This is a genomic window from Halomonas sp. CnH100-B (assembly GCF_024124605.1).
Lineage (GTDB): Bacteria > Pseudomonadota > Gammaproteobacteria > Pseudomonadales > Halomonadaceae > Vreelandella.
Genome location: NZ_JAMXRX010000005.1, coordinates 236,612 through 255,398, shown reverse-complemented (window position 1 = coordinate 255,398; position 18,787 = coordinate 236,612). Strand labels below are relative to the sequence as shown.

Annotated in this window: 14 protein-coding genes; 7 read left to right on the top strand and 7 right to left on the bottom strand. The window is 59.7% G+C overall.

Translation table 11 applies throughout. The features are described 5' to 3' along the window. The first annotated feature begins 407 nt into the window (after positions 1-407). The 7 genes from NH398_RS13445 to NH398_RS13415 all read left to right on the top strand — a co-directional run bounded on the left by NH398_RS13445 (position 408) and on the right by NH398_RS13415 (position 9,860). Positions 408-1,943 (top strand): carbohydrate porin, encoded by a 1,536-nt coding sequence (locus NH398_RS13445; RefSeq protein WP_159341817.1) that lies wholly within the window; start codon positions 408-410, stop codon positions 1,941-1,943. A gap of 158 nt (positions 1,944-2,101) precedes the next feature. Further along, on the top strand, positions 2,102-4,807 hold the full coding sequence (malT, locus tag NH398_RS13440) for an HTH-type transcriptional regulator MalT (protein WP_253018954.1): 2,706 nt from the start codon (positions 2,102-2,104) through the stop codon (positions 4,805-4,807). A gap of 147 nt (positions 4,808-4,954) precedes the next feature. After that, on the top strand, positions 4,955-6,634 hold the full coding sequence (locus NH398_RS13435; protein ID WP_253018953.1) for an alpha-amylase family glycosyl hydrolase: 1,680 nt from the start codon (positions 4,955-4,957) through the stop codon (positions 6,632-6,634). After that, entirely contained in the window at positions 6,622-7,737 is a 1,116-nt protein-coding gene (gene ugpC, locus NH398_RS13430; RefSeq protein WP_253018952.1) for a sn-glycerol-3-phosphate ABC transporter ATP-binding protein UgpC, read from the top strand. Before NH398_RS13435 ends, ugpC begins: the two co-directional genes overlap by 13 nt. A 115-nt stretch (positions 7,738-7,852) precedes the next feature. Beyond that, on the top strand, positions 7,853-8,377 hold the full coding sequence (locus NH398_RS13425; RefSeq protein ID WP_253018951.1) for a DUF3455 domain-containing protein: 525 nt from the start codon (positions 7,853-7,855) through the stop codon (positions 8,375-8,377). 125 nt (positions 8,378-8,502) lie between these two features. Continuing rightward, positions 8,503-9,126, top strand: a complete 624-nt coding sequence (locus NH398_RS13420; RefSeq protein WP_253018950.1) for a sigma-70 family RNA polymerase sigma factor — start codon at positions 8,503-8,505, stop codon at positions 9,124-9,126. Next, positions 9,123-9,860 carry an anti-sigma factor gene (locus NH398_RS13415; protein ID WP_253018949.1) on the top strand — a complete coding sequence of 246 codons (738 nt, stop codon included), beginning with the start codon at positions 9,123-9,125 and terminating at the stop codon, positions 9,858-9,860. The genes NH398_RS13420 and NH398_RS13415 overlap by 4 nt, the downstream gene beginning before the upstream one ends. A 40-nt stretch (positions 9,861-9,900) precedes the next feature. On the opposite strand, the gene trkA is transcribed toward NH398_RS13415, so the two are convergent. The 7 genes from trkA to malE all read right to left on the bottom strand — a co-directional run bounded on the left by trkA (position 9,901) and on the right by malE (position 18,470). Then, complete coding sequence (trkA, locus tag NH398_RS13410) at positions 9,901-11,274, bottom strand: Trk system potassium transporter TrkA (RefSeq protein ID WP_159341823.1); 1,374 nt, start codon at positions 11,272-11,274, stop codon at positions 9,901-9,903. Beyond that, positions 11,271-11,996 carry a response regulator transcription factor gene (locus NH398_RS13405; protein WP_253018948.1) on the bottom strand — a complete coding sequence of 242 codons (726 nt, stop codon included), beginning with the start codon at positions 11,994-11,996 and terminating at the stop codon, positions 11,271-11,273. Before NH398_RS13405 ends, trkA begins: the two co-directional genes overlap by 4 nt. Then, on the bottom strand, positions 11,986-13,077 hold the full coding sequence (locus NH398_RS13400) for an ATP-binding protein (RefSeq protein WP_253018947.1): 1,092 nt from the start codon (positions 13,075-13,077) through the stop codon (positions 11,986-11,988). Before NH398_RS13400 ends, NH398_RS13405 begins: the two co-directional genes overlap by 11 nt. 11 nt (positions 13,078-13,088) lie before the next feature. Further along, positions 13,089-14,576, bottom strand: a complete 1,488-nt coding sequence (locus NH398_RS13395) for a TrkH family potassium uptake protein (RefSeq protein WP_253018946.1) — start codon at positions 14,574-14,576, stop codon at positions 13,089-13,091. Between the two features lie 183 nt (positions 14,577-14,759). Beyond that, a complete protein-coding gene (gene malG, locus NH398_RS13390; RefSeq protein WP_253018945.1) occupies positions 14,760-15,650 on the bottom strand; it encodes a maltose ABC transporter permease MalG in 891 nt (296 codons plus the stop codon). Between the two features lie 10 nt (positions 15,651-15,660). Further along, entirely contained in the window at positions 15,661-17,220 is a 1,560-nt protein-coding gene (gene malF / locus NH398_RS13385) for a maltose ABC transporter permease MalF (protein ID WP_253018944.1), read from the bottom strand. Between the two features lie 62 nt (positions 17,221-17,282). Next, a complete protein-coding gene (gene malE, locus NH398_RS13380; protein WP_159341829.1) occupies positions 17,283-18,470 on the bottom strand; it encodes a maltose/maltodextrin ABC transporter substrate-binding protein MalE in 1,188 nt (395 codons plus the stop codon). Positions 18,471-18,787 lie beyond the last annotated feature (317 nt).

Genomic DNA, 18,787 nt, shown 5'->3' with positions numbered 1-18,787 from the left:
CTTAAACGATTAAGTACGCTGCCAGTTAGCCGTCTGTCGTCGTGAAGTTCAATAGCGACTTTTGTCTAATCTATGTCAATTCAATTTCTCTAAGATAAATAACCTTTTAGACATTGGTCGATAATTAGTAAAAGCTTGTTGGTTTACGTGCTCTTAATCGATTAAGTTTCAACTGTCACTCTATCTTCACACAACACGAAAGTTGCTTTGCAACACGTTGGGTCAATCACCTTGTCGCGTTGTTGGGCACAGGCTTCGGCGAGTCGAAGTAATGACACGGGTGGCAGCACTGAAACGCTGGCTTTTTTACACCGGTTTTGGGGCCGGTGATCAAAAAGTAGGGAGCCAAACGGGTTCGGGCGTTCGGGATAAAAAACAATAGGATTTAACACTAGGGTTGAAAAACAATGCATAAAATGACGTTCAAAACACCTTTAGCCATTGCCGTCGCCGCTGCCAGCTTCGGTCTTTGCGGTGCCGCCAATGCTGACATGACCTTGGAAGAGCGCTTTGCCGAGCTGGAAGCACGCATTGCAGCTGCTGAGCAGCGGGCTGAAGCGGCCGAGCGCCGCGCCGAGCTAGCCGAGCAAGGTCGTGGAACCGCGCCTGCATCCAGCGCCCCGGCTGCGGCGACTACCAATGCCGATATCGAAGAGCGCCTGGCCCGCGTCGAACGCCAGGCTAGCGGCGAAGAGGGCTTCTCGTTCAACGTGTATGCTCGCTCTGGCCTACTGATCGGTGAAGATGGCAAAAGCGCACCGGGCGGCCCGTACCTAACGCCCGCCGGTGGTAATGGCGGCGCGGTGGGGCGTTTGGGTAACGAGCCGGACACCTACTCTGAAGCCATCCTGAACTACCGCATGCAGTTCGATAACGGCGCCAAAGCCCGTTACACCACCATGCTGGCCCATGGCACCAATTCCAGCAACGACTGGGTGGGCGATGACACCAACCTGAACGTGCGTCAGGTGTACGCAGAATTCAGCGACCTGCCGAGCTTCACCGGTGCCTTCGAGAACGCCTCGATTTGGGCCGGTAAACGGTTTGATCGTAATAACTTCGACATTCACTGGCTCGACAGCGATGTGGTCTTCCTCGCCGGTACCGGTGGCGGTGTGTACGACGTGCAGCTGGCGGAGAACTGGAAAACCAACTTCTCGCTCTATGGTCGCAGCTTCAGCGACTACCCGGTCATCAACCGTGAAAACCCCGGCTTGGATGGCGAAAACAGCGATACCGACAACCTGGTCCTGACCTCCAATAACTACTTCGGTAACTGGCAGGTGATGGTCAACGGCATGTCCGCTGCCGATAACGACGAGCGCGATATTGGCGTGGGTCAAACCGCTGCCGATACCGGTTGGCACACCATGGTGGCCTACCACGGTGATAGCTTCTTCGGTATGGGCGACGGTAACTTCAAGGCCGCCGTACTGCACGGCCAAGGCCTGGGTGCCGAGGTGAAAGGCTTGGGTAGCAACGGCGACTTGACCGATGATGCTAGCGCAACGCGTCTGGCACTCTACGGTACGACCTACCTCGCTCCGCAGTGGCGTATTGCGCCGGCCATTCTGGCAGAAACCAGCGACGACCGTTTTGCTAGCGGCGACAGCTACGACTGGGCCACTCTGAACGTTCGCCTGGCGAATGAGATTAACCAGAACTTCGAAATGCAGTACGAAGCCAGCTACCAGTGGATGGACTTCGAGCCGCAGGGCTACAGCGGTCGCAATGCGGTGGACGGCGACTACATGAAGTTCACCATCGCCCCGACCTTCAAGCCGGAAGTTGGCGGGTTCTGGAAGCGTCCTGAAATTCGTCTGTTCACCACTTACAGCGACTGGGATGAGAGCCTGAACAGCTACGGTGCCAGCTCTCTGGGCAGCGACGGTTTCACAGGTGGTGAGTTTACCTTCGGTGTCCAGACCGAAGTATGGTTCTAAGGGCGAACCGCTCGCTAGCAAGACTGTTTTGAGCTCATGGAGACATGAGCGACGTTTGCCAATGCTGATTGCCCGCGACTCGTCGCGGGCTTTTTATTGTCCAAATGAGTAGCCTAAGTCATGAGACGAGGACGTTGGTAGACACACAGGAGAGGGCCATGCCGCTGCTACAAGAAAAGCTTACCGCACCGACGTTGCCACTGGGCGTCGTGGCAAGGCCACGCCTCAATGATGCCTTTGCATTGAACGAGCGCGTGCGCCTGCTTCTCGTTCAAGCCCCGTCGGGCTATGGAAAGACCACGCTACTGGCAGAACGCCTACCCGCCCTAGAGCAAGACGCCGCCTGGCTGCGCCTGGACCAGCGCGATAATCAGCCCGAACGCTTTTTGCGCTACTGGCAAGCCGCCATCGATACGCTGTTACGGGAGGATGCGCTGCTGTCGCCTTTGTCCGAGGCGGCGGACTGCGTGGAGCAGCTAGAGCGCTGGCTGGGCGAGCTGCCAAAGCAGCGAGCCGCTTGTCGGCTGGTATTGGATGAGTTCGAACACCTGACGCATCCTGACATTTTGGCCGGACTGGCCCACTGGCTGCGCCATCAACCGCCCTGGCTGACTCTGACCCTGGCAAGTCGCTCTCGGCCTGCGCTGGGCCTTGCCAGTCTGCGGCTGCGCGGCGAACTCGAAGAGATCGATCTAGGCGCCTTGGCCTTCGATAGCGAAGAGGCGCAAACCCTCTGCGCCGAGCAGCTCAGTTTTCCGCCTACTCGGGTGAGCCTGGAGCGGGCGCTGCGCCGAAGCGGCGGCTGGGTGATGGCCCTGAACTGGCTGGTGGAGCGTACGACGACCCGCGCCGGATTCGATGCGCTGGTCGAGCGGCTAAACGGCGGTCATCCCGATTTTGTGGCCTGGTTCGATGAACGGCTGGCCGAGGCGCTGCCCCCTGAAGAGCGTGAACTCCTGCTGCAGCTTGGAGTGCTGGAGCGTTTCTCCCCCGAATTGATGGCGCGCCTGCTAGAGGGCGAGCGGCTTACCCAGCGGCTCGATGCCTTCGAGCAAGCGGGTCTGTTCATCGAGCGGCCCGACCCCCACGCCCAGTGGTACCGCTTTCAACGGCTGTTCGGGGAGTACCTGCGCCACCGTCGCCACGAGCTTAGCCTTGCCACCCAGCGCACCCTGCATCAGCGGGCCAGCCAGGCCTGGTTGGCACTCAACGACCCGATCATGGCACTGCGCCAAGCCATTTTGGCGGAATCGCCCGAGGAGGTGGCTAGTCTACTGGTCGCGCAAGGGCCAGCGCTGTTGGCCAGCGGGGCCTACGCGCTGCTGGCTCAAGGGCTTGGGCTGCTGGGGGAGCCGAAAATCTCGACACGCCCAGAGCTGGCGCTGCTCTACGGCTGGGTCTCCCATGCGCAGTTCCAGTTCGATATCACCGCACGAGTCATCCAATGGATCGAAGCGCAGCTGGAGGCCCCAGAGTGGCAGCGGCTGACTGCCGAGTTTGCCACCCTGCGCGCCCAATTAGCGATCAATCAGGGCAACGCCGAGCGCGCTGCGCCGCTCGCTGAACAGGCGCTGGCCGTGCCCGCCCGCTATTTAGCCTCCACCCCGCTGACCGCGACCGCCATCTTGAGCGAGGCGCGTTTCGTGCTGGGCTATCTGGACGAGTCTCTGCAACGGGTGCGCGAGGTGGAGCGTCTGGCACGCCAGCGAGAGGATCACCAGTTACTGCTGTGGTCATTCTGCCATCAGTCGGAAACGCTGGTGGCCCAGGGGCGCTTGCAGGCCGCTTACGATATTCAAGAGCGCGCTTTTGCCCATCTGGAGCGGGCAGAGCTCGAGCACCTGCCCGTGGCGGAGTTTCTCTACCGGATTCGCAGCCAAGTGCTCTGGGAGTGGCATCGCCTGGATGAAGCCGAGCAGGCCGCACTGAAAGGCATTGCCGTGCTGGATAACCAGGGCGAGCGCTGGACGCTGCAGTGCCACATTCAACTGGCCAAAATTGCCCAGAGCCGTGGCGATCAGGCTCAGTGCGCTGACCATATTCGGCGGCTGCGTAAAATCCTGGCCGAAGGCGATTACCATATCGACTGGGTGGCCAATGCCCACGCCACGCTGCTGGCCTGGTGGCACTCCACGCAAGATCTCGACGCAGTGGAGCGCTGGCGTCAGGAAGCGCCCGCGCCCATCACCGAAGGGGCCACCAACCACTTTGCCCAATGCAACGTACGCAATCACGCTCGGGCGCTTACGCTGCTGGGCCGCTTTGATGAGGCCCGCGCGCTGTTGGAAGCACTCGAAGTCCATACTCAAAGACTTGGGCTGGTCACCGATGCCAACCGCAACCAGCTCTGCCTCGCGGCCGCTGCGTGGGCGGCTGGCCAGGAGGAGCAAGCCCGCCGCCACATGCATCAAGCGCTCAGTTTGGCGTCTCGCACGGCGTTGATAGGCAGCTTTTTGCGCATGGGCAAACCGCTGGGAGATCTGCTGTCGGGCTTATTGACGGACGGCACGCTATCAGCGCTGGAGCAGGCGAGGGCAGAGCGGCTGCTGGCGCTGGCGGGTCAGCAGAAAGACTTTGGAAGCGCTAGGCGCTTGATGTTGGACGAAACGGTGATCGCGGATATCGTCGCAAGACCTGACGTGCCGGAGCTGATTCGCACGTCGCCGTTGACCCGCCGCGAATGGCAAATCCTGGGGTTGATCCACGCCGGGCTCTCCAATGAACAGATTGCCGAACAGCTCTCGGTGGCACCGACTACCATCAAGACCCATATCCGCAGCCTCTACCAAAAGCAGAACATACGCCGCCGAGACGAAGCCATTGCGCTGGCAGGGCAGCTCTTGGCGCATATTCAGGGGGAGTGAGGCGCCGTGTGACCACTCCTCCCCACGCCTACGCCTGATGCGCCCAGTGGGGGAGGATTCTATCAAGCGGCGTAGCCTGCATCATGCCGACCATGGGTGATGACTCAACGATTTGAGACACCGTCGGCAATAACAAGGATAAGGACCATGATGCAGACACCTTCTACTTCTCACTACGTTGGCAACCAAGGAGCCGACTGGTGGCGCGGCGCGGTGATTTACCAAATCTACCCGCGCAGCTTTATGGACAGTCACGGCGACGGCATTGGCGATTTGAAAGGGGTGATCGACAAGCTCGACTACATCGCTTCATTAAACGTCGATGCGATTTGGCTGTCGCCGTTTTTTACCTCGCCGATGAAAGATTTCGGCTACGACATCAGCAACTACCGCGATGTCGACCCCATGTTCGGCACGCTGGAAGACTTCGACCGCCTGGTCGAAGCGGCCCACGCGCGGGGGCTGAAAGTGACGATCGATCAGGTGATGTCCCACACCTCCGACCAGCACGCGTGGTTCGAAGAGAGCCGCCAAAGCCGCGACAACCCCAAAGCCGACTGGTACGTATGGGCCGACCCCAAACCCGACGGCGCGCCGCCCACCAACTGGCAGTCGGTATTCGGCGGCAGCGCCTGGCAGTGGGATACCCGCCGCTGCCAGTACTACCTGCATAACTTCCTGGCCAGCCAGCCGGATCTTAACTTCCGCACCCCTGCAGTGGTCGACGCCATGCTGGAAGAGGTGCGCTTCTGGTTGGAGCGTGGCGTGGATGGCTTCCGGCTGGATGCGGTGAACTTCTGCACCCACGGCGAGTTAAAAGACAACCCGCCGCGCCAGGAAATTACCGAGAGCTTCCTGGGCGTTCGCCCCGACAACCCCTACGGCTATCAGCTCCACCAATACGACAAAACCCAGCCGGAAAATCTGGTGTTTCTGGAGCGGCTGCGGGCGCTGCTGGATGAGTACCCCGGCACCACAAGCGTAGGTGAAGTGGGCGACGACGATGCGCTCGGCGTGATGGCGGAGTACTCCCAGGGCGGCAAGCGCCTGCACATGTGCTACTCGTTCAACCTGCTGACCGATAAAGCCGACCCTGGCTACTTGCACGAAACGCTCACCGAAATGGAAGCGCGCATTGGCGATGGCTGGCCCTGCTGGGCGCTGGGAAACCACGACGTAACGCGGCTGGCAACCCGCTGGCAGGCGGAAGGGCAGCTCGATAAGCTGCGCCTCTATTTGGTGTTCCTGTTCAGCCAGCGGGGCAGCGTATGCCTCTATCAGGGCGAAGAGCTGGGCCTGCCCGAGGCGGAGCTGACCTTCGAGCAGCTCGTCGATCCGGCGGGCATCACCTTCTGGCCTGCTTATAAAGGTCGCGATGGCTGCCGCACCCCGCACCCCTGGCAGGCGGACGCCCGCCATGCGGGCTTTAGCAGCGCTACTCCCTGGCTGCCGGTGCCCGATTCCCACGCAAGTTTGGCGGTGGACCAGCAAGAGCAGGATGCCGATTCGCTGCTCAATGCCTACCGAGCTTTTTTAGCCTTCCGCCGCACGCAGCCTGCGCTGGTTAAAGGCGACGTGCGCTATCACCCGGTACGCGACGAGGTGCTTTGCTTGGAGCGCACCTATCAGCAAACACGCCTGCTGGTGGCCCTGAACTTTAGCGATCAAACCGTGACCCGCCCGGCTCCCGAGGGTGCTGAAGCATTGGAGGATGCGCCTAAGTGGCTAAACGGCGAGTGGCAGGCAGGTACGCTGACGCTGCCGCCGTTTGGGGTGGCGATTGCCCGCTGCCCGCAAGCACAGGAGGATGCGCCATGGGACGTTTAACCCTCAGCGGCATCGGTAAATCCTTCGATGGTGTCGAAATCTCACGGGATATCGACCTCACCATCGAAGACGGCGAGTTCGTCGTTTTCGTGGGCCCCTCCGGGTGCGGTAAATCCACGCTGCTACGCATGATCGCGGGCTTGGAGGACATCACCACTGGGGATATGCAGCTCGATGGTCAGCGGATCAACGAGATTCCGCCCCAGGAGCGGGACATCGGCATGGTGTTCCAATCCTACGCGCTCTATCCGCACATGAGCGTTGCCGAGAACATGGCCTTTGGCCTGAAGCTGGCGCGCACCGACAAAGCGGAAATTCGCCGCCGCGTGGAGCACGCCGCCGAGATGCTGCACCTCACCGAGCTTCTGGAGCGCAAGCCCAAAGACCTCTCCGGCGGCCAGCGCCAGCGGGTCGCTATTGGCCGCACCCTGGTCAAAGAGCCTGCAGTGTTTCTGTTCGACGAGCCGCTTTCCAACTTGGATGCCGCGCTGCGCGTGGATATGCGGGTACAGATCGCCGCGCTGCACAAGCGCTTAAACGCCACCATGATCTACGTCACCCATGATCAGGTGGAGGCGATGACCCTGGCGGATCGTATCGTGCTGCTCTCGAAAGGGCGTATTGCCCAGGTGGGCGCGCCGCTATCGCTGTATCACTTTCCCAATACCCTTGAGGTGGCGGAGTTTATCGGTTCGCCGCGTATCAATACGCTGCCGGTGACGGTGGTCGACCCCGGCGAGCGCCAAACCGTGGTGCGCCTGCACAGCGGTGAAACGCTGGCGGTGGCGGTAAATGGCCAGCAGCTTCAGGCCGGTGAACACGCCACGTTGGGGCTGCGGGCCGAAGACTTCGTGGCGGCTGAGCAAGCGGATGCAACGCTGAGCGCGACCCTGATGGTGGCCGAAAAACTGGGCTATGAAACCCTCGCTCACTGGCAGGTGGCGGGTATCGATACCCCTTTGACCCAGCGCCTGGATGGCCTGACACGGCTGGAAGAGGGGCAGGTCTCGCGTTTGGGAATCGCTGGTCAGCGCTGCCACCTGTTTGATGCCAACGGCAATGCCTGCCCGCGCCAAGTCACGGTGGATGGGGTGAGCCGATAATTTTTTAAATAATTAAACTTTTTTTAAAAAAGAGTGCATCCAATCGGTCTCCTTGTGTGTATCCCCTATACAGCCGCTATTTAAAGCGGTTGATACAAAACCCAAGGAGACTGAAATGACCATCCAACATATGACGCGTGCTACTCTCGCCGCTACCTTGATTGCATCCTTCAGTCACGTCGCGCTGGCTGACATGACGCCCGCCGAAGTCCAAGTACCGGACGGCAACACCGTCGCTCTCGAAACCGTGGGCGTTGGCGCTATTACCTACATGTGTGAAGCCAAAGAAGACGGCACCATGGGCTGGGTATTTAAAGGCCCGCACGCTGCGCTGAACGATAGCGAAGGCACCCAGGTAGGCAGCTACTACGGCCCGCCCGCCACTTGGGAAGCCCTGGATGGTTCTAAAATTACCGGCACCCAGCTAGCCGTGGCGCCGAATGGCGATGGCAACATTCCGCTGCAGCTTGTTGAAGCCAACCCAGCTGAAGGCGAAGGCGCCATGAGCGGTGTTAGCTACATCCAGCGCCTGAACACCCAAGGCGGCGTTGCCCCTGACGTTGCCTGTGATGAGGGCCACGAGGGCGCCACTGCCGTCGTGACGTATCAAGCCGACTACATCTTCTGGACCGCTAACTAAGCGCTCAAACACTGACTAAACTTTATTAAGTTCAGTAAGGCTAGGGACTCGTATCCAGGCTCCCTAGCCGCTATGCTTCTGGCAGTGCGACGACCGATGCCGGCGCGTTACCAGGGAGCGAAGATGTGTCTGAACGTGATATGTCTGAAACAGGTAAGGCTAACACCATTAGTACCGAGAACGGCCACGTAAGGCCCGCTCAAGAATTCGATTACGCTGATGCGCTCGCCCGCTGTGCCCGGGGAGAGCACGCAGCGCTACAACAGCTTTATCAACAGGAAGGTGCCAAGCTGCTGGGCGTTGTTTTGCGCATAGTGAAAGACCGAGGCATGGCGGAAGATATCGTACACGATGCCTGCCTGAACATTTGGCAGCGCGCGAACAGCTTCGACCCGCAAAAAGGCGCGGCCCGTACCTGGATCTTCAGCATTGCCCGTCACTTGGCGCTGAATGCCATTCGTGGCCGTGACCGCGAAGTGAGTGTCGACCTGGATGACCCCCACGAACTCGATGACGACGACACCTTTCAGCAGGCGTCGCGGGTGACGGACGCCTTCGATTGGCAAACCGGCCAACGGATGGACGAGTGCCTGCAGCAGTTGGAAACCGAACGCCGTAACTGCGTGCTGCATGCCTATGTGGATGGTTTGTCCCATGCAGAGATTGCGGCGCACACGGGCGCGCCGCTGGGTACGGTCAAAGCCTGGATCAAGCGCAGCCTGCTTCGCTTACGGGAGTGTATGGCATGAGCCCTTCGAACGAACCCGATGACCTTCATGCCCTGGCCGGGGAGTACGTGCTGGGCACGCTGCCCATGGCCGAGCGTGAAGCCTTTGAGGCGCGTTTAGCCAACGACCCTGAATTGCAAAAAGCAGTGACGGCTTGGGAAGAGCGTTTCTTTCCCTATACCGCGATGGTGAACCCGGTCACGCCCTCCGATTATCTCTGGCCGCGTATCGAGCGCAGCCTAAACGCATCGGCCACCCGAGCACCACAGACGGTCTCCCGGCGTGCGCCGCACGCTCATATGCCGCGTAGCCGTTGGTGGCACAGCCTGCCGGTTTGGCGCGGAATCGCTGGGGCGGGATTAGCGGCTGCGCTGGCCATGGGGGTGTTGCTGACCAACGTCACGACCGCTCCCGCAACGCCAGAGTACATGGTGGTGCTGCTCGCGCCGCAAACTCAGTCGGCGGGGTGGGTGGTGCAGGCCGCGAATCGCCAGGAGATTCAGTTGATTCCTTTGGGCACGTTTGAGGTGCCCGAGGGCAAAGCGCTCGAGTTCTGGACCAAGGCCGATGATTGGCAAGCGCCTGTCTCGCTGGGGCTCGTCGAGCCAGGGCAACCGTTGCGCCTGCGTTTGGATCAACTGCCGCCGCTTGAGGATAACCAGCTATTCGAGCTGACGCTGGAAGATGATTCTGGCTCGCCCTCTGGGCTGCCCACCGGCCCGATTGAGTTTATTGGCCGCGCGGTCGAAATCTAACATCGCCACCCTTGGTGGCGATGTTTATTGAAAGCTTCTGTTAAAAGAAGCTCAACCCGACCTGGAACAGGCGCTCCACGTCACGAATGCGCCGTTTGTCGATCACGAACAGAATCACATGGTCGCCGCTCTCCACACGCACGTCACCATGGGCGATGAGCACTTCTTTACCGCGTACGATGGCACCAATGGTGGTGCCATCGGGTAGGTCGATCTCGCGGATCGTGCGGCCCACCACTTTCGACGACTGCTTATCGCCGTGGGCGATGGCCTCGATGGCCTCCGCCGCGCCCCGGCGCAGGGAGTGAACATTGACGATATCTCCCCGGCGCACGTGGGTCAGCAAGCTGCCAATGGTGGCCTGCTGGGGGGAAATGGCGATGTCGATATCGCCGCCCTGCACCAAATCCACGTAGGCGGCGTTGTTGATCAGTGTGAGCACCTTCTTAGCCCCCAGCCGCTTGGCCAGCAGTGATGACATGATGTTCACTTCGTCGTCGTTGGTCAGCGCGCAGAAGATATCGCAGTCTTCGATGTTCTCCTCTTCCAACAGCCGCTTGCTGGTGGCGCTGCCGTGGAGCACCACGGTGCGATCCAGCCGCTCGGAGAGCGTGGTGCAGCGCTCCAGGCTATGCTCAATGATCTTGACCTGATGGCTGTGCTCCAAGTGCTCCGCCAGCCGTTCGCCGATATTGCCGCCCCCGGCAATCACCACGCGGCGGAAGTCCCGCTCCACCTTACGCAGCTCGCTCATTACGGCGCGAATATCCCGGCGGGCGGCCAAAAAGAACACCTCGTCGTCGGCTTCGATGACGGTATCGCCCCGGGGAATGATCGGCCGGTTGCGGCGATAAATCGCCGCCACACGGGTTTCCACGTTGGGCATGTGCTTGCCCAAAAACGCCAGATCCTGGCCCACCAGCGGGCCGCCGTAGAAGGCCTTCACCGCCACCAGCTGCACTAAGCCACCGGCAAACTCCAGCACCTGCAGCGCGCCGGGGTGTTCGATCAAGCGGCGCACGTGGTCGGTGACCACCTGCTCGGGGCTGATCAGCACGTCGATGGGAATCGCTTCGTGGGCGAACAGCCCTTTACGAGTGAGGTAGGCGGTGGAGCGCACCCGGGCAATTTTGGTGGGCGTGCGAAACAGCGTGTGGGCCACCTGACAGGCGATCATATTGATTTCGTCGGTGTTGGTCACCGCGATCAGCATGTCGGCGTCTTCGCAGCCCGCTTGGCGCAGCACGATGGGGTAGGAGCCCGCGCCGGTCACCGTGCGGATATCCAGTTTGGTGTGCAGTTCGCGCAGTTTTGCGCCGTCGGTATCGACGACGGTGATGTCGTTCTCCTCGCGGGCGAGGTGCTCCGCAAGGGTCGCGCCCACTTGGCCTGCGCCTAGAATGATGATCTTCATTGGTTGGACTCCTCACGGTCGAACTCGACACAGAAGCGGTAACCGATACCAGGCTCCGTCTGTAACAAGCTAGGGGCCTGCGGATCATCCCCTAGCTTTTGGCGTAACTTGCTGACTACGATGCGTAAATAGTGGGTGTCTTCCTGATGCGTAGGGCCCCAAATGGCTTTCAGCAGGTGGGTTTGCGTCACGATGCGGCCTGCCCGACTGATCAGTAGTGCCAGCACGGCAAACTCTTTGGGCGTCAAATGTATTGTCTCGCCGCTCAAGGTCACCAAGTGGGCGTCGATGTCCAGCGTCAGGGCACCATACTGGTAGCGAGATGGCTCAGTTGCAGTGGGATAGTGGCGCAGCACGGCCCGAATACGGGCCAACAGCTCCTGAATGCCAAAGGGCTTGGTGACATAGTCATTGGCGCCGCTATCCAGCGCGGTGACTTTATCGGACTCCTGGCCACGCACCGACACGATAATGATCGGTAGCGCGCTTTGCTGGCGCAGAGCACGAAGCACTTGCTGACCATCCATGTCGGGCAAGCCCAAATCCAGTAGAACGACATCGATCGCTTCGGCGCCTACCGCTTCGTCCACCGTCCGAATCGCCTGTTGCCCGGTGCTGGCCTCACTAATCAGAAATCCTTGTGAGACAAGGCTAATGCGCAAGAACTGACGGATAGCGGGCTCATCGTCGACGATGAGAATGCGAGCAGGCTTAGTCCTCATGGTGAGGCTCCTGCGACGTCGTCGGCAAGGGCAGCGTCATGATGATACTCGTGCCGTGGCCGTCAAGGCCATCGGTGGCCGTTACGGTTCCGCCGTGAGCGCCCAGCATTCCGCGGCAAATGGCGAGACCCAGGCCAGTGCCGTGCAAACTGCGGTCGCCGTCGTTGCCGGAGAAGAACATTTCAAATACCTGCTCACGTAAGTGGTTTGGAATGCCTGGGCCCTCATCGCTCACGGTGAGCGTCATCCTGGAGGCCGTCTCATCAATGGCTGCCGCAATGGTGATCTGGCCGCCAGCCGGAGAGAAGCGGGCAGCATTTTCCAAGACATTGACCAAAGCTTGCTCAATCAGTGCCGGGTGCACATGAAGCAACGGCAGCTCGCTGTCCCATACCTGCTGCACAGTGAATGGGGACAGCGAACCTGCCAAACGTTTGCGCGCAGAGGCCACCAAGTCGTCGACGCTGATCCAGTCTCGTTCGATGGCAAGCTCACCGTGCCCCAGCCGCGTCATGTCCAACAGGTTTTGAATGTAGCGATTCAGGCGCTCGCTCTCGTTCAAGATACCGTCTAGCAGCTCGAAACGATCCTGTGAGGTCAGTTGAGGATCCAAGGCGCGCAGTGAGCTGGCGGAGCCTATGATCGACGCCAGCGGCGTGCGTAGATCATGAGAAACGGACGCGAGCAGCGCAGAGCGCAGGCGCTCCTGCTCCTCTGCCATCCGCGATGCGTTGAGAGCCAGCATACGTTCGCGGCTTACCCCAGTAATGTTGCCGACCACCAGCGCCACGATCAAAAAGAACAGCAGCGTGACTAGCTGTTCGCGCTCGGCAACCGCTAAGGAGAAGTAGGGCTCGGTAAAGCCCACGTTGAAAATGACGAAGTTCAACAGCGCGCTGATAAAAGCGGCATAGCTGCCGGCCAAGACGGCGCAGGCCAGCACTGCCGTCAAGAAAATCAGCGATAGGTTGGCTAGCGCGAGCCAGGCGAATAGCCACCAAGCGGCCAGCAGTGCCGCGAGGCTGGTGCCCACCACCAGCGCCCACTCTTGTCGGGTAGGCAGGCGTCGTGATGCCGTCATGATCGAGCCCCTCAACGCCGCCAGAACATCGGCGTCATCAATACGACCACGGTCAAAATCTCCAAGCGACCCATCAACATGCCGATGCACAGCAGCCACTTGGCGGCATCCGGCAGCGGGGCGAAGTTGCCGGCGGGGCCAATGATGTCGCCGAGGCCCGGGCCCACGTTGGCCACTGCCGTGGCGGCCCCTGTGAGCGCCGTGACAAGATCTAGACCCAACGCGGCGAGCCCTAACGCCAGCACCGCAATGGTGATGAAAAAGAAGAAGGAGAATGCGACCACGCTGCGCGAAATGTCGCTGGTCACCGGCTGTTGATTGAAGCGGTTGGTGAACACGCCGTTGGCGTGAATCAAATAGCGCAGCTGGTTACGCAGCATCAGCATGGCAATCTGGAAGCGAAAGATCTTCATGCCGCCACTGGTGGAGCCGCTACAGCCGCCCACGAACGTCAGGTAAAAGAAGGCGGCAATGGGCAGCGAGCCCCACAGGGTGTAATCATCGGAGGCGTACCCGGTGGTGGTGACCACAGAAATGACGTTGAAGGTCACATGGGTCAGCGAGACGAACCAGTCGTCGCCTTGTACGATTCGCCACGCGCTCAGTATTACGATGGCAGCCAGCAGCAGTTTGAGAAGCCCGCGCACCTGCTGATCTTTCCAAAGCGCGCTCTTGGAAGAGCGAATGAAGCGAATGTACAGCACGAAGGGGAGCGCGCCGCTGAGCATGAAAAAGCTCGCCATCCAGAGTAGCCAGGGCTGCTCGGCATACGCTCCAAACGACGCGTCGGAGTTGGCAAAGCCGCCTGTCGCCAGGGACGTCATGCCGTGAACGATGGCATCCAGCGGGAGCATGCCTCCCAGCCAATAGCTCAGCATGGCCGCGAGCGTCAAAATCACGTAAACGGCGAGGGTGGCTTTGGCAATGCCGCCCGTGCGTGGCATGACCTTATCGGACCAGTCGGACGACTCGGTGTGGAACAGCCGCATCCCACCCACTTTCAGAAACGGCAAAATGGCGATGCCCATGACGATGATGCCGATCCCGCCCATCCACTGCATCAAGCCGCGCCACAGTTTCAAGCCGTCCGAGAGGTTTTCGATGCCCACCAAGACGGTAGATCCGGTGGTGGTGATCGCCGATACCGATTCGAACACGGCGTTGGTAAAGCTGAGCTGGGGAGCGCCTAGAATCAGCGGCAGGCTGGCAAAGCAGCTAATGCTGGTCCAACTACCGGCGGTCAAAATGAACATCTGCCAGGGTTTGAGCTCTAGCGGCACGCCGCGGGTGAGCGCCCAGGTAAGGAAGGTCGCGCTGAGAATGATCATCAGCGAGACGGCAAACGCCGGGGCGTCGGGATCGTTTTCGATGACCAGTACGATCAGGGGCAGTGTCATGAACATGGCCAGCACGAGCCATAGTACCGACATGATCTTGAAAATGGGCGCCCAGTTTCGGTAAGTCGTTTGGTAGTAACGCGCGCTAGGGAACGTGGCCATAAGTCCGCTCTGTGTGGGTCCGCTCTAGAATGCCCTAAGGCTAATAAGGCTATCTCATCATGCCGATAAAAAAATGTCCGTAAAATTTCCCTAAAAATTACCCAGGCAATAAAAGACCAGCGCTGTGGGGCGCCGGTCACGAGCAACATGCTCAAGCGAGGAAACAGCCTAGTAAGTACCTGCTTATCCCTTCACGCCTCCGGCGGTTAAACCACCGATGATCCAACGTTGGCAGATCAGAAACGCGACGGTGATGGGCAGGCCGGAGAGCACGGCGGCAGCGGCGAAGTTACCCCAGCGTTGGTTGTGATCGGCGAGGTATTGTTGAGCACCCACGGCGAGTGTCAGCTTGTGCTCGTCCACCAACAGTACCGAGGCCATGGGGTACTCCATAATGCTCATCACAAACGCCAGGATGAATACCACCATCAAGATCGGCACGGAAAGTGGCAGCAAAATATAGCGAAACGCCTGCCAAGTGCTGGCGCCATCGACCATGGCGGCCTCTTCCAGCGAACCGTCGATGGATTCGAAATAGCCTTTGATCGTCCAGATATGTAGCGCTACCGCGCCCAGCGAAGCCACGATCAGTGCGCCGTGGGTATTGATGCCTAGCCAGCCGACGAACTGCCCCAGCCGGTCAAAGAGCGCATAGAGCGCCACCAGCGACAGCACTGCGGGGAACATCTGAAAAATCAGCATGCCTTTTAACAGCGGCTCCTTGCCTTTGAAGCGCATGCGGGCAAACGCGTAGGCGCTGGTGGTGGCGAGCATCAGAATCAACACCGACGACACCACGGCCACCTTGATGGAGTTCCACAGCCACAGCAGCACGGGGAAGGGGGGCTGGACCACGGTACCGTCGGCGCGCTCCCAGGGAATCCCCAGCGCCAGCGACCAGTGTTCCAGCGAGAAGTTTTCAGGAATCAGGCTGCCGGTGGCAAAGTTGCCTTCCCGAAACGAGATCGAGATCACCAGTAGCAGCGGAAAGACGATCAGCGATACGAAGCAGATCAGCGCCAAGTGGGCACCTAAACGGCGAGCGCCAACGGAGCGGGGTTGAACCATGGGCATCAGTAACCTCCTAAACCTTCACTTTGGAAAGGCGCAAATTGAGCAGCGACATGCCTGCCACCAGCAGGAAAATCAGCGTGGCAATGGCCGCCGCGAGGCCAAAGTTTTGCCCCGCATCCTGGAAGGCGATGCGGTAGGTGTAGCTCACTAGCAGGTCAGTGGTGCCCGCCGGAGTGCTGGCCCCCAAAATATCCGGGCTGCCGCCGGTGAGCAGCGCGATCAGCACGAAGTTATTGAAGTTGAACGCAAAGGCGGCAATCAGCAGCGGTGTGAGCGGTTTGATGATCAGCGGCAGGGTGATTTTGAACAGGTTGGTGAGCGGTCCTCCGCCGTCTACCGCCGAGGCTTCGTATAAATCCTGGGGAATGGCCTGAATCAAACCCATGCAGAGCAGCAGCATATAGGGGTAGCCAAGCCAGGTGTTGACGATCAGCAGCATGCTACGTGCCATCCACGGGTCGGTGAACCACTCCGGACGTACCCCAAACAGGGTATCCAGGATCATGTTGATCTCACCGAAATGCTGGTTGAACATGCCTTTGAAAATCAGAATCGAAATAAACGCTGGCACCGCATAGGGCAAAATCAGCAGCGTGCGATAAACGGCCTTGCCCTTGAGCTGGTCCCACTGCAGCAGCGAGGCCAGTACGAACCCGACGGCCAGGGTAAACACCACGGTGAGGGCGGCAAACACGAAGGTCCATACGAAGATCTGCATGAACGGGCCGCGAATGTCCGGGTCCGTGAAAATCTGAGTGTAGTTGGCCATGCCGACGTTGACCGGCCAGCCGGGGGTAATTTGCTCGCCGTCGTCAGCCACGAAAAAGCCAATGCTGGGGTCGGGGGTAAGCAGTCGCTCATCGCGGCGATCATACAGCGCGCCATCCTCGCGGGCCTCGTAGCGGTTCACCATCGGCGCAAACTGGCGCAAGCCCGCCATACGCAGTTCGCTGCCATCGGGCGTGACTAGCCGCAAACCTTGCAGAGCATCCCGCGCTTGAATGATGTCGCGCATCCCTAGCGCTGCCTGTGCAGGCGGGGCATTGGTGGCCTGCACGCCAATTTGGCGATTTTCCTGATTCGAAAAATTGAGCGGTGACGACACGAACCGCTGGCCCTGAGGGCTTTCCAAATAGAGCCGTACCAAATCACCTTCGGGATAAAGCGCCAGATCAAAGGCGTTGCCTTCCGCTTGATAGGTTTGGCTCATGAGCTGGTCGCGTACCCGCTCTTCTGAGAGCAGGTTGGTAGAGCTGTAGTTACTAAAACTGATCCCTATGGTGTACAACAGAGGGAAAATGACGAACACGCCAAGTCCGGCAATCGCAGGAAAGATATAGCGATGGCTCATCAGCGTGCGTTTGGTGAAGACCACGCCCAGCGAGCCGCCAAGTACCAAGAACAGCAGGGCAAACATCCACTGGCCGTTGAGATGAAACGCCAGCACCAGCCACAGTAGCGCGACGACCAGCACGGCAATGACGCCGCGCATGGCCCAGCGGGTATAGCGTTCGGTAAGATGGCGAGAGCGGTGGCGGGGCAGGCCACGAGACGCGTTGGTGGTGTACATGATGGAGTCCTGAAAGCTGCCCGGCAGCAGGTGCTACCGGGCAGTAGAGGCTAAAACGGAGGCTACTGACGCATACGGCGCGCAGCGGCATCCAGCGCTTCTTGGGGCGATTGGCGACCGCTGCCAATGTTCTGCAGCGCAGGCTCCATGGCGGCCCAGAAGGCACCCATTTCAGGAATGTTGGGCATTGGCATGCCCACTTCGGCGTTCTCAAGTGTGGCGGCAATGTTAGGGTTGCCCGCCAGCTCGGCTTGATAGTCGATATGGGCAACGGCCCCCAGCGAACCGTCGTTGTTGAACGTCCGCATTCCCTCTTCGCTGAGCAGGTAGTTCTCCAGGAACTCCACCGCTAGGAAGTCGTTGGGTGTGGCAGAGTTGATCATCGCGGTCATTACGCCGAACATCGGCTTGGCTCGCTCGTCACCCACTTTGGGCAGTAGGGCGACACCATAATCGATACCGCTGCGCTCCAGGTTAGGCCATGCCCAAGGGCCGCTGATCATGGTGGCTACTTCGCCTTGGTTAAAGCGCGTATCCATCAGGTTGTAGTCCGTGCCACGGGGGAGTACATCGCTTTCGATCAGTTCGACCAGTAGCTCCGCCCCTTGCAAGGCACCCTCGTTATTGACGCCGATGTCGCTGACGTCATAACCGCTGTCGGTCTGTTTGAACGGGTAGCCGCCGTTGGCTGCCAGCAGCGTCCAGCCGTAGTAGGGTTCGCTGTAGTCGAACAGGATGGCTTTCTTGCCTTCTTGAGAGAGCGTGGCGTCCAGCTCCATGAGCTCGGCAAAGCTCTCGGGCGGCGTTTCCACCAGCGCTTTGTTGTAAATCAGCCCCAGCGATTCCACCGAGATGGGGTAACCGTAGGTCTCGCCATTCCACAGCGCCGCTTCCCAGGTGAAGTCGTAAAACGCGTCGCGGAAGCTGTCGCTGGGAGCGATCGGTTTGAGCAGGCCGCTTTGTGCCCACTCACCCATGCGGTCATGGGCCCAGATGACGATATCCGGCCCTTGGCCGCTGCCTGCCGCCTGCTGGAAACGGTCGGTCAGGTTGTCGGGAAACACGACTTCCACTTCGATGCCGGTATCTTCCAGGAACTGGTCAGCGACAGCGCGGATGCCCTCCTGGCCTTTGTTATCGCCCATCCAGATGGTCAAGCGGTCATCCTCAAAGGCGAAGGCGGGGAGTGTGGCGGTGGCCGCTAGCGTCGCGGCGAGCAGCGGCGTGAAAAATGGACGAACCATTGCCATGATGTGCATACCTCATTGTGACGTTGTTGTTGTCGTGCGCGTTCTCATATGACGCGCTTTGTTCACGGTCAGCGTCGCTAATTACGCACAAGGCCACCTCCTCCTTGGGGGGAGGAGGGGTGGCGTATCCGAGGGGCGTAGAGTAAAGGTAGAAGCTTAGGCGGTCAGGGCGCGACATCGTCGCTGTAAAACGCACCGGAAAGGGCAGCAGGCGACAATATTTTGTAGTAAAATTACACGAATTATTGCGTATAATGCCTCACATCAGATAGATTTTAGGTAATCTAACTACATTAGATGACCTAATTATAAATAGG

Excerpts from the sequence above, each read along its gene's own strand:
- NH398_RS13445 (WP_159341817.1), top strand. The coding sequence starts at position 408 with ATGCATAAAATGACGTTCAAAACACCTTTAGCCATTGCCGTCGCCGCT.
- malT (WP_253018954.1), top strand. The coding sequence starts at position 2,102 with ATGCCGCTGCTACAAGAAAAGCTTACCGCACCGACGTTGCCACTGGGC.
- NH398_RS13435 (WP_253018953.1), top strand. The coding sequence starts at position 4,955 with ATGATGCAGACACCTTCTACTTCTCACTACGTTGGCAACCAAGGAGCC.
- ugpC (WP_253018952.1), top strand. The coding sequence starts at position 6,622 with ATGGGACGTTTAACCCTCAGCGGCATCGGTAAATCCTTCGATGGTGTC.
- NH398_RS13425 (WP_253018951.1), top strand. The coding sequence starts at position 7,853 with ATGACCATCCAACATATGACGCGTGCTACTCTCGCCGCTACCTTGATT.
- NH398_RS13415 (WP_253018949.1), top strand. The coding sequence starts at position 9,123 with ATGAGCCCTTCGAACGAACCCGATGACCTTCATGCCCTGGCCGGGGAG.
- trkA (WP_159341823.1), bottom strand. The coding sequence starts at position 11,274 with ATGAAGATCATCATTCTAGGCGCAGGCCAAGTGGGCGCGACCCTTGCG.
- NH398_RS13405 (WP_253018948.1), bottom strand. The coding sequence starts at position 11,996 with ATGAGGACTAAGCCTGCTCGCATTCTCATCGTCGACGATGAGCCCGCT.
- NH398_RS13400 (WP_253018947.1), bottom strand. The coding sequence starts at position 13,077 with ATGACGGCATCACGACGCCTGCCTACCCGACAAGAGTGGGCGCTGGTG.
- NH398_RS13395 (WP_253018946.1), bottom strand. The coding sequence starts at position 14,576 with ATGGCCACGTTCCCTAGCGCGCGTTACTACCAAACGACTTACCGAAAC.
- malG (WP_253018945.1), bottom strand. The coding sequence starts at position 15,650 with ATGCCCATGGTTCAACCCCGCTCCGTTGGCGCTCGCCGTTTAGGTGCC.
- malF (WP_253018944.1), bottom strand. The coding sequence starts at position 17,220 with ATGTACACCACCAACGCGTCTCGTGGCCTGCCCCGCCACCGCTCTCGC.
- malE (WP_159341829.1), bottom strand. The coding sequence starts at position 18,470 with ATGGCAATGGTTCGTCCATTTTTCACGCCGCTGCTCGCCGCGACGCTA.